Source organism: Actinomadura sp. KC345 (assembly GCF_004348515.1).
Classification (GTDB): Bacteria; Actinomycetota; Actinomycetes; order Streptosporangiales; family Streptosporangiaceae; genus Spirillospora.
On record NZ_SMKH01000276.1, the window covers coordinates 1 to 10,275 of the forward strand.

Below are 10,275 nucleotides of genomic sequence, written 5' to 3' on the forward strand. Positions count from 1 at the left end.
CCCCCCACACCCCCCGGTTCGCTTCGCTCATGCCCGCCTTCTGTGGGGGGCGGCCCCCCACACCCCCCGGTTCGCTTCGCTCATGCCCTTCTTCTGTGGGGGGGCGACCCCCCCACACCCCCCGGTTCGCTTCGCTCATGCGGGGACCCTCGGGGTACGGCGGGCCGTCTGCGGCGCGTGCGCGGTCAGGGCGAGCACCGCGCGGCAGCCGGCGAGGACGCCGTGCGCGAGGTCGGTGCCGGAGGTGTGGCCGACCGACAGCAGGCGGCGGACGGCCGCGGCGGGCGGCTCGTGGCCGGCGACGCAGCGCAGCACGGCGGCGACCTCGGCGCCCGCGCCGCCCGCCGCCGCGCAGTGCAGCAGCGTCGCGGCGAGCGCCGTCGTGCGGGTGCCGGCGTCGGCGGTGACGGCGGCGCCGAGCCAGTCGGCCAGCCACACCGCGGCGGGAGCGGAGCGGACCGGGGGATGCGCGGGGCCGCCCCCTCGCAGGGGGAGCGCCTGGCCGTGCCGGACCGCGTCGCCGACCAGCCGCAGCGACACCAGCAGGCCGCACAGGATGTCGTCGCCGCTCGGGGTCAGCCCGGGGCCGAGGCCCACGATCCGCTCGGCGGCCTCCACGGCCCCCGCGAGGTCGCCGGCGGCGCAGCGCCCGGCGAGTTCCACCGGGTCGGGGTGGCCGGCGAGGCCGCCGCCCATCATCCCGGCGCCGGTGAGGGCGTCCTCCAGCGAGGACACTCCGGCGGCGAGCGCCGCGGGCGCCAGCGCGCCGAGCGCCGGGGACGGGTCCCACCAGCGGCGGACGCGCACCCGCAGCCCGTCCGCCTCGATCCGGCCGTCGCCGACGAAGGCGTCACCGCCCTCCCGGACGGACCGGAACGGGTGCTCGCGGCGCGTCGCGACGACGACCACGGCGTTCGGCAGCCGGTGCGCGTCGGAGGTGACGACGGCCAGCACGCGCGGCTCGGGCCCGCCGCGCAGCTCCAGGTACAGCGCCGACGGGAAGACGGCGATGACCCGCGCGGCGCGGCGCGGCGGATCCAGCAGCGGCCGCAGCGCGAGGCTCGCCGCGCCGGCGGCGGGCGGCCGCCCGCCGGGCCGGGCCGGAAGCGGGATCGGGTCGCGGACGAGGGCGGTCACGGATCCTCCCGAGGCCGGTGTCGGTGGCCGTCCGGCGCGCGGTGTCCGGGGGTGCTGCGTCCGGTGCGCGGGCGGACCGGCCTCTGCGGAGACGTTAGAACGGCCCCAGCGGCGGACGTATGGGGAAAGCTGCCAAGGATGGTTGTCATCGTTCGTCTTTGTTGTCAGTGTTGATCAGGAACCGGTAGCGATCACGCCGTAACGGGCGATGTACGCACCAAAAGGCGAGGTGACCCCTGGCATGAGTTACACCAGCGCGGACCCGGGCCCACCGGCCCTGCGGCTCGCGAGCACCGGAACACTGACCTATGGCCTGTCGGTCGGTGAGGTCCTCGGCGTCAGCACCCTGAACGGCGCCCGCCTCATCGCCGGACGGTCCGGACTCGAGCGCATCGTCCAGCGGCTCAACGTGATGGAGGTCCCCGACATCCTGTCGTGGGTCAAACCGAACGAGCTGCTCCTGACCACCGGCTACCCCCTGCGCAACACCCCCCAGTCGCTCGACAACCTGGTCGCCGACCTGGACGAGCGCGGCCTCGCGGCCCTGGCCATCAAACTGGGCCGCTACCTGGACTCGCTCCCCGCGGAGATGATCGCGCAGGCCGACCGGCGCGGCTTCCCCCTGATCCTGCTCCCCAACGACGTCGGCTTCGACGACATCCTCAACCAGGTTCTGACCGACATCCTGAACCGGCAGGCGGCCGTGCTCGCGCGCACCGAGGAGGTGCACCGGGCGCTCGTGCAGATCGTGCTGTGCGGCGGCGGCCTCCAGGAGGTCGTCGACGAGGTCGCGACGCTGCTGGACGTGGCGGTCGTCGTCCTGGACGGCGAGCAGCGGGTGCTCGCGGGCGCCGGGCCGGACGAGCACGTCCAGGCGATGCGCGCGTTCGACGCGGGGCGCCAGGCCGCGTGCGGCCGCGGCGGCTGCGGCATCATCGGCGCGCACGGCACCGGCGACCACCTGGTCGTGCCCGTGATGGCGGGCGGTTTCGACCACGGCCGGATCGTCGCGTTCAGCCCGGGCGGCACGCTGCGCGGCACCGATCTCGGCATCCTGGAGCGCGCGGCCACCGTCGCCGCGCTCGTGGTGACCAAGCAGCAGGCCGTCGCCGCCGTCGAGAGCAAGTACCGCGCCGACTTCCTGCGCGACATCCTCGCGGGCCGCGCGGGCGACGACGACCGGGTCATCGCCCACTGCGACGGATTCGGCTGGGACCTCGACCGCCCGGTGATGGTCCTGGTCGCCGAGCTCGACGGGCGCCCGCGCGGCGGGCCCGCTCCGGCCGCCGGGCACGAGCCCGACGGCAAGGGCCGCGGCAAAGGGGACGGTCCCGAAGGCGGGACGCGCGGCCGCGGCGCGGAGGAGCGGGCCGCGCAGGAGCGCCTCGCCGCCGCGTGGGCGTCGGCCGTCCGGCGGCACGACCGCGGCGCGGCCGTCGCGAGCTTCGCCCACGAGGTCGTCGCGGTCGTCGGCGCGGACGGCGCGGACCCCGCCGAGCTGACGGCCGGCCCGGTCCAGGCGATGGTCAAGGAGGCGTCGTCCCTCTTCGCCGAGCACCTGCCGGTGCGGCGGACGTTCTCCACCGGCATCAGCCGCACGGTGGCGTCCCCGTCCGCGCTGCCCGAGGCCTACGACCAGGCGGTCAAGGCCGTCAGGGTCGGGCGCCAGCTCAACGGCGCGGGCGCGCGGGCGCACTTCGACCAGCTCGGCGTGTACCGGCTGCTGAGCCTCGTCTCCGACCCGGACGAGCTGCACGCCTTCGTCCGGGAGACGCTGGGCGACCTGGCCGCCGACGACGAGCCGGAGCTGGTGGACCTGCGCCGCACCCTGCAGGTGCTCCTGGAGACCAACCTCAACGTCGCCGAGACGGCGCGGCGGCTCCACTTCCACTACAACACGCTGCGCTACCGCATCGGGAAGCTGGAAAGGATGCTCGGCGCGTTCACCGAGGACGCGCATCTGCGGCTCAACCTCACCCTCGCTCTTCACGTGCTGCGCATGCGCGGTATCTGACGGTAGTGGTCCGACGGTAGTGTGACCGCCTCGGGCGCCGCCGCCCGGCGCGCCGGGCGGCGGCCACACCCGCTCGCGGCCGGGTGCCGGCGATCACGGGGGGCCGGTCCTCCCAATCGGGGGCGCTGGCTTTGGCAGATGTCGCCGATGCCCGCCCATGAGGGTAGATCTACGTTGCCCGCATGCACGCGGACGGTTGAGCAGGGAGGGTCCCCCGGATGGTGATGGGCTGGAAGCTGCACGGCGACGGGCGGACACCGCCGCCCGGCGAGGTCGTCAGACCCGACGAACGGCTGTCGTGGCCGCGCACCGCGGGTATCGGCGCGCAGCACGTGGTGGCGATGTTCGGGGCGACGTTCGTGTTCCCCGTGGTCATGGGCCTGGACCCCAACCTGGCCATCATGATGTCCGGGGTCGCGACGATCCTGTTCCTGCTGATCGTCGGCGGCCGGGTGCCGAGCTACCTCGGCACGAGCGCGTCGTTCGTCGGCGCGGTCGCGGCGATCCGCGCGGCGGGCGGCGACACCGCCACGGTGACGGGCGCGATCCTCGTCGCGGGCCTCGTCCTGGCGCTGATCGGCGTGCTGATCCACTTCGTGGGCGGCCAGGTCATCCACCGGGTCTTCCCGCCGGTCGTCACCGGCGCCGTCGTGATGCTGATCGGGTTCAACCTGGCCCCGGTGGTCGCCAACGTCTACTGGCCCCAGGACCAGTGGGTCGGGCTGGCGACCTTGGGGTTCGCGGTGCTGTGCGCGGTGCTGCTGCGCGGCTTCTGGGCGCGGATCACGATCCTGCTCGCGCTGGTGTTCGGCTATGCCCTGTCGTGGATCCTCGACAAGACCGCGGGCCCGATCACCTCCGTGCTGCCGGGGCAGAACCTCCTGGGCGCCGACGGCCGGCCGTGCACGACGGAGGGCACGTACTGCGTCGCGACCGCCTTTCCGCACGACCGGGTCGATTTCGGCGGCGTGCGCGAGGCCGACTGGTTCGGGTTCCCGAGCATGCACGGCCCCGACTTCAAGACCTCCGCGATCCTGCTGGCGCTGCCCGCCGTCATCGCGCTGCTCGCCGAGAACACCGGGCACGTCAAGGCGGTCGCCGCGATGACCCGCGACGACCTGAACCCCTACCTTGGCCGCGCCATCGGCGCCGACGGCGTCGGCACCGCCCTGGCCAGCGCGGTCGGCGGCGCGCCCACCACCACCTACGCCGAGAACATCGGCGTGATGGCCGCGACGCGGATCTACTCGACGGCCGCGTACTACGTCGCCGCCGTCGTGGCGATCCTGTTCGGCCTGTGCCCCAAGTTCGGCGCGCTGATCGCCGCGACGCCGGGCGGCGTGCTCGGTGGCATCACCGTCGTGCTCTACGGGATGATCGGCCTGCTCGGCGCGAAGATCTGGGTGGAGAACCGGGTGGACTTCGCCGATCCCGTCAACCTCGTCCCGGTCGCGGCCGGGATCATCCTGGCGATCGGCGACGTGACGCTCGAGATCACCGACGACTTCCCGCTCCAGGGCATCGCGTTCGGCACCATCGCCGTGCTGCTCGGCTACCACGTCCTGAACGCGATGCGCCCGCCGGGCGGCTCGGGCGGCGGCATCATCGCGCCGTCCGAAAGGGAGGCCGGCGGCCCGGTCCGCCGCACGGACAAGGACGAGCCCGGCGCCGGGCCGGGCTGAGGAGGCGGCCGGTGAAACCTCCCCCGTTCGGCTACCACGCCCCGGGCACGCTCGCCGAGGCCCTCGACGTGCTCGCCGCCGACCCGGCGGGCAAGGTGCTCGCCGGCGGCCAGAGCCTCATCCCGCTGCTCAACATGCGGCTCGCCGCCCCGCCCGGGCTCGTCGACATCAACCGCGTGGGCGAACTCGACACCGTCCACGCGGGGGACGAGGGCGTCCGGGTCGGCGCGCTCGCCCGGCACGCGCGGGTGGAGCGCTCGCCGGAGGCCGCCGCGATCCAGCCGCTGCTCGCCCAGGCGCTCCGGCACGTCGCGCATCCCGTCATCCGCAACCGGGGGACGGTCGTCGGGAGCCTCGCGCACGCCGACCCGGCCGGGGAGATGCCCGCCGTGCTGGCGGTCCTCGGCGGGACGGTCGAGGCGGCGTCGGCGCGGGGACGCCGGACGATCCCGGCCGCCGAGTTCTTCCTGGGGCCGCTGGAGCCGGCCCTCGAACCCGGTGAGCTGGCCGTGTCGGCGTTCTTCCCCGCCGCGCCGCCGCGCACCGGCACCGCGTTCACCGAGACGGCGCGGCGGCACGGCGACTACGCGCTCGCCGGGGTCGCCGCAGTCGTCACGCTGGACGAGGACCTGCGGGTGTCGGCGGTCCGCGCCGGGTACCTCGGCGTCTGCGCGGTCCCGCTCGTCCTCGACCTGACCGCCGCCGCGGGGCCGGCGGGCGACTGGGCGGCCGCCGCCGCGCACGCCCGGGAGAGCGCCGACCCCGAGCCCGACATCCACGCCGGCGCCGAGTACCGGCGGCATCTGACCGGCGTGCTCACCGAGCGCGCCCTGACCGCGGCCTCGGCCGAGGCGCTGCGGAAGGCGGAGGACTGATGGAGGAGGGCTTCGAGGTCGCGCTGACCGTCAACGGGACCCACCGCACGGCCCGCGTCCCGGCCAGGCGGCTGCTGTCGGACCTGCTCCGGCACGACCTCGGGCTCACCGGAACCCACGTCGGCTGCGAGCACGGCGTCTGCGGGTGCTGCACCGTCCTGCTGGACGGGGAGCCGGTGCGGTCGTGCCTGATGTTCGCCGTCACCGCCTCCGGGCATGAGATCACGACCGTCGAGGGCCTGGCCCGCCGGGACGGGACGCCGTCGCCGGTGCAGCGGGCGTTCCGCGAATGCCACGGCCTGCAGTGCGGCTTCTGCACGCCCGGGTTCCTCTGCACGGTCACGGCGCTGCTGCGCGAGACGCCGCGCCCGACCGAGGACCAGGTCCTCGAGGGCATCTCCGGGAACCTGTGCCGCTGCACCGGCTACCAGAACATCGTCAAGGCGGTGCACCGCGCCGCGGACCTGCTCGCTGAGGGGGAGTCGTAGATGGGGACGCGGGTCTTCGGTGAACCGGTCGAACGCCGCGAGGACGACAGGCTCCTCACCGGCCAGGGCCGCTACCTCGACGACCTGGGGCGGGAGGCCCTCGCGGCGGCGTTCGTCCGGTCCCCGCACGCGCACGCGAGGATCGCCGACGTCGATGTCTCGGGGGCCATCGACGTCGACGGCCTGGTCGCCGTCTACACCTGGGAGGACCTTCCGGGACGGGTCGGGGAGCCGCTGCCGCTGCTGATCCCGCATCCGGCGCTCACCCACGGGCGCACCGGGTACCCGCTCGCCCGCGACGTCGTCCGGCACGTCGGCGAGCCCGTCGCGATGGTCGTCGCCCGCGACCGGTACCTGGCCGAGGACGCCGCCGAACGCATCCGCGTCGAGTACGAGCCGCTGCCGGCCGTCGTCGGCATCGAGGCCGCGTCGCGCGCGGACCGCCTCGTCCACGACGACGTGCCGGGCAACGTCGGGGCCGTGCTGGTGCAGGAGAACGGCGACGCCCCCGCCGCGATCGACGCCGCGCCCCACGTGCTGGAGTTCGGCCTCGCGATCGAGCGCAGCGCGTCCACGCCCCTCGAAGGGCGCGGCGTCTACGCGCGGTGGGACGCCGACGACGGGTCGCTGCGCGTCTACTCCTCCACCCAGGCGTCCACCAGCGTCCGGGCCGCGATCGCCGCCCGGCTCGGGCTGCCGAACGGCAAGGTCGAGGTGGTCGCGCCCGACGTCGGCGGCGGGTTCGGCGTCAAGATCGTCCACCCGTGGCCGGAGGAGATCCTCGTCCCGTGGGCGGCGCGGCTGCTGGACCGCGAGATCAAGTGGACCGAGGACCGCCGCGAGCACTTCGTGTCCGCCGCCCACGAGCGCGGCCAGCTCCAGGACGTGCGGGTCGGGTTCGACGACGAGGGCCGCATCCTCGGCCTGGACGTGCGGATCCGCCACGACCACGGGGCGTACACCCCGTACGGGATCATCATCCCGATCGTCACGTCCACCCAGCTCCTCGGCCCGTACAAGATCGGCGCGTACCGGGCGGAGGTCGTCAGCCTCTACACCAACACGCTGATCGTCACGCCGTACCGGGGGGCGGGCCGCCCGCAGGGCGTGTTCTGCATGGAGCGGACGATGGACCGCGTCGCGCACCACCTCGGCCGCGACCGCGCCGGCGTCCGCGCCGCGAACCTCATCCAGCCGGACGAGTTCCCCTACGACCAGGGCCTCACGTTCCAGGACGGGCGCCCGCTGATCTACGACTCGGGCGACTACCCGGAGCTGCTCCGCAAGGCGCGGGAGCTGATCGGGTGGGACGGCTTCGACGCCGAGCGCGCCAAGGCGCGGTCCCACGGCCGCCGCCTCGGCATCGGCCTCGGCGTCTACGTCGAGGGGACGGGCGTCGGCCCCTACGAGGGCGGCCACGTCGAGATCGACACGGCGGGGCGCGTGCACGTCTCGACCGGGCTGACCTCGCAGGGGCAGGGCCACGAGACCGTGTTCGCGCAGATCGCCGCGGCCGAGCTCGGCGTCCCCGTCGGCGATGTCCACGTCACGACCGGCGACACCCGCCGGTTCGGGTACGCGGTCGGGACGTTCGCGTCCCGCGCGGCGGTGATGAGCGGCAACGCGATCGCGCTCGCCTGCCGGAAGGTCCGCGGGAAGGCGCTGCGGATCGCGGGCGAGGCCCTCGAAGCCGACCCGCGCGACCTGGAGATCACCGACGGGGTCGTGCACGTCAGGGGCGACCCGTCGGCGTCGGTGCCGCTGCGGACGGTCGCGGTCCTGTCGAACCCGCTGCGGTACGCGTTCGACGAGGAGGCCGCGGCGGCGACGCAGTTCGCGGTCGGCCGCCCGGTCACCGAGCCGCCCGTCGCCTCGGGGGACGAGCCGGGTCTGGAGGGACGCGACTACTACTCGCCCGTCCGGTCCACGTTCGCGGCCGGGGCGCACGCCGCGATCGTGGAGGTCGATCCCGACACGGCGGAGATCGCCGTCCTGCGGTACGCGGTCGTCCACGACTGCGGGCGGCTCATCAACCCGATGGTGGTCGAGGGGCAGATCCACGGCGGGGTCGCGCAGGGCATCGGCGGCGCGCTGTACGAGCGGATGGCCTACGACGAGTCCGGCCAGCTGCTGAACGCGTCGTTCATGGACTTCCTCATGCCGTACGCGACGGAGATCCCGCGCATCGAGACCGACCACCTGGAGACGCCGTCGCCGCTGAACCCGCTCGGGATCAAGGGCGCCGGGGAGGCGGGCGTCATCCCCGTGTCGGCGGTGATCGCCTCGGCGGTCGAGGACGCGGAGGGCGTCCGCGTGGACGCGATGCCGATCTCCCCGGACGCCCTCCACACGCTGCGGCTGCGCGCCGCGAGCGACCCGTCCCTGCGCGTCCGGGAGGGCGTGCGGGCGGGCTGACGAGCTGGATGCTGGCGGGGTCGGCTCGGGAAGCGGGGGACCTCAACCCCGCCAGCGTGTTGACCCTAGTGAAGGGCCGTCCCGACGTTCGGCGTAACCGGGATTCCTCCGGGAAGGTCGGCTTTAGCCGTGCGCCGGGGGCGTGTCCGGGGCGTCGCCGCCGAGGGAGCGCGGCAGGTGGTTCTCCACGGCGGCGGGCCGGTACCCGGCCTGCTCGATCCAGGTGAGGATCGTCTTGAGCTGCCCGGCGAGGCCCTTGCGGTAGTGCATGAGGATGATGTCGCCGGGCTTGAACCCCGTGCCGCCGTCCCTGCGCGCGAAGCCGTTGAACCCGGTGCCGGGCCCGGACGTGCCGTTGTAGAACTCCGCCGACCACAGCAGGATCGACCTGATGCCGCACTCCTTCGCCTTCTGGCGGGTCGTCTCATCGAAGCTGCCGAACGGGGGCCGCAGGATCCCGGGGCGGCGGCCGTAGTTCTTCTCGATCGCTTCGGACGCCTTGCAGATCTGCCTCTTCTGCTCCTTGGGCCCGAGCGTCGCCAGGTCGGGATGGTCGATGGTGTGGTTCTCCATCACCGAACCCGCGTTGCGCATGGCCCAGAAGTACTGTCCCTGGCCCTTGATGTAGGTGGAGGTCAGGAACGTCATGATGGGAACCTTTTCCTTGCGGACGAGGTCCACGAATCCGGCGTCGTAGGTGTAGCCGTCGTCGATGGTGAGGAAGACGACGTGCTCCTTGGTCTCGATGCTCTTGATGACCGGAGGCAGCCCGTCCGCGGCGGGCCGCGGCATCGTCCAGGAGCCGGGCTCGGGCGCCGCCCACCGCTGGTCGCCGAGCACGGACGCGAGCCGCGTGCGCGTCGGCGGCCCGGAGTCGCCCGCGAGGGCGGCCGCGACGGGCCAGCCGCCCGCGGCCACGCCGAGCACTCCGGCGGCCGCCATGGCGGCGACGGGCGTCCTGCCTCGCATCTGCCGCGTGCCCCCTTCGATCCAGGTGGAGCCTCCCCCGGTTGACGCGCCGGCGGCGGCGGGAGTTCGCAGCCGAAGGAACCTGCGGACATATCTGACCATTTCCGGGCGGTGTCGGGGGAGCAATGCCCAAACCTCGGCGTGTGGTCGGCAGATGTTGCCGTTCGGCGCGGCGGCGCCGTTCTCTACAGTCGGGTCATGCAGCTCAACGGCAGTGCCACCGTCGCCGCGCCGCTCGCCCGCGTGTGGGACGCGCTCCAGGACCCGGCCGTCCTGGCCCGGACGATCCCGGGGTGCAGCTCCCTGGAGGAGACGGGCCCCGGCACCTACCGCATGACCGTCACGGCGGGCGTCGCGTCCGTCCAGGGCACCTACGTGGGACAGGTCGAGCTGGCCGAGCCGGATCCGCGGCGCTCGTTCGTCCTGCGCGCACGCGGGCAGGGAGCGCCGGGCACCGTGGACGCCACGGTCCGCGTGCGCCTCACCGGCGGCGACGGCTCGACGCGGATCGACTACGACGCGGACGCGGTCGTGGGCGGGATGGTCGGCGGCGTCGGCCAGCGGATGCTCGGCAGCGTCGCCAAGCGCACCGCGGGCGAGTTCTTCGCCGCCGTCGAACGCGACCTCACCGCACCGGCCGCCCCCGGGCCGCCGCCCTCCGCGCCGCCCGCCCAGGCCGCCCCGGCGACCGGGAC

The 10,275-nt window shown here is 74.3% G+C and carries 8 protein-coding genes; 6 read left to right on the forward strand and 2 right to left on the reverse strand.

What is annotated here, in order from left to right; genetic code table 11:
• Nucleotides 1-135 precede the first annotated feature (135 nt).
• Nucleotides 136-1,137: a DUF2877 domain-containing protein gene (locus tag E1281_RS31805; RefSeq protein ID WP_131883415.1), complete on the reverse strand. Its 1,002-nt coding sequence runs from the start codon at nucleotides 1,135-1,137 to the stop codon at nucleotides 136-138.
• Nucleotides 1,138-1,378: 241 nt separating this feature from the next.
• Here E1281_RS31805 and E1281_RS31810 point away from each other — a divergent pair, with 241 nt between their 5' ends.
• From E1281_RS31810 to cutA, 5 genes are all read left to right on the forward strand, one after another.
• On the forward strand, nucleotides 1,379-3,151 hold the full coding sequence (locus E1281_RS31810) for a PucR family transcriptional regulator (protein WP_131883416.1): 1,773 nt from the start codon (nucleotides 1,379-1,381) through the stop codon (nucleotides 3,149-3,151).
• A gap of 218 nt (nucleotides 3,152-3,369) precedes the next feature.
• Complete coding sequence (locus E1281_RS31815) at nucleotides 3,370-4,833, forward strand: solute carrier family 23 protein (protein ID WP_131883417.1); 1,464 nt, start codon at nucleotides 3,370-3,372, stop codon at nucleotides 4,831-4,833.
• A gap of 11 nt (nucleotides 4,834-4,844) precedes the next feature.
• Nucleotides 4,845-5,708 (forward strand): xanthine dehydrogenase family protein subunit M, encoded by an 864-nt coding sequence (locus tag E1281_RS31820; RefSeq protein WP_131883418.1) that lies wholly within the window; start codon nucleotides 4,845-4,847, stop codon nucleotides 5,706-5,708.
• Nucleotides 5,708-6,196, forward strand: a complete 489-nt coding sequence (locus E1281_RS31825) for a (2Fe-2S)-binding protein (RefSeq protein WP_131883419.1) — start codon at nucleotides 5,708-5,710, stop codon at nucleotides 6,194-6,196. Before E1281_RS31820 ends, E1281_RS31825 begins: the two co-directional genes overlap by 1 nt.
• Nucleotides 6,197-8,611: an aerobic carbon-monoxide dehydrogenase large subunit gene (gene cutA / locus E1281_RS31830; RefSeq protein ID WP_131883420.1), complete on the forward strand. Its 2,415-nt coding sequence runs from the start codon at nucleotides 6,197-6,199 to the stop codon at nucleotides 8,609-8,611.
• A gap of 123 nt (nucleotides 8,612-8,734) precedes the next feature.
• On the opposite strand, the gene E1281_RS31835 is transcribed toward cutA, so the two are convergent.
• Entirely contained in the window at nucleotides 8,735-9,580 is an 846-nt protein-coding gene (locus E1281_RS31835) for a polysaccharide deacetylase family protein (RefSeq protein WP_131883421.1), read from the reverse strand.
• 198 nt (nucleotides 9,581-9,778) lie between these two features.
• On the opposite strand from E1281_RS31835, the gene E1281_RS31840 reads away from it, so the two are divergent.
• A partial coding sequence (locus E1281_RS31840) for a carbon monoxide dehydrogenase subunit G (protein ID WP_131883422.1) occupies nucleotides 9,779-10,275 on the forward strand: 497 nt, incomplete at its 3' end.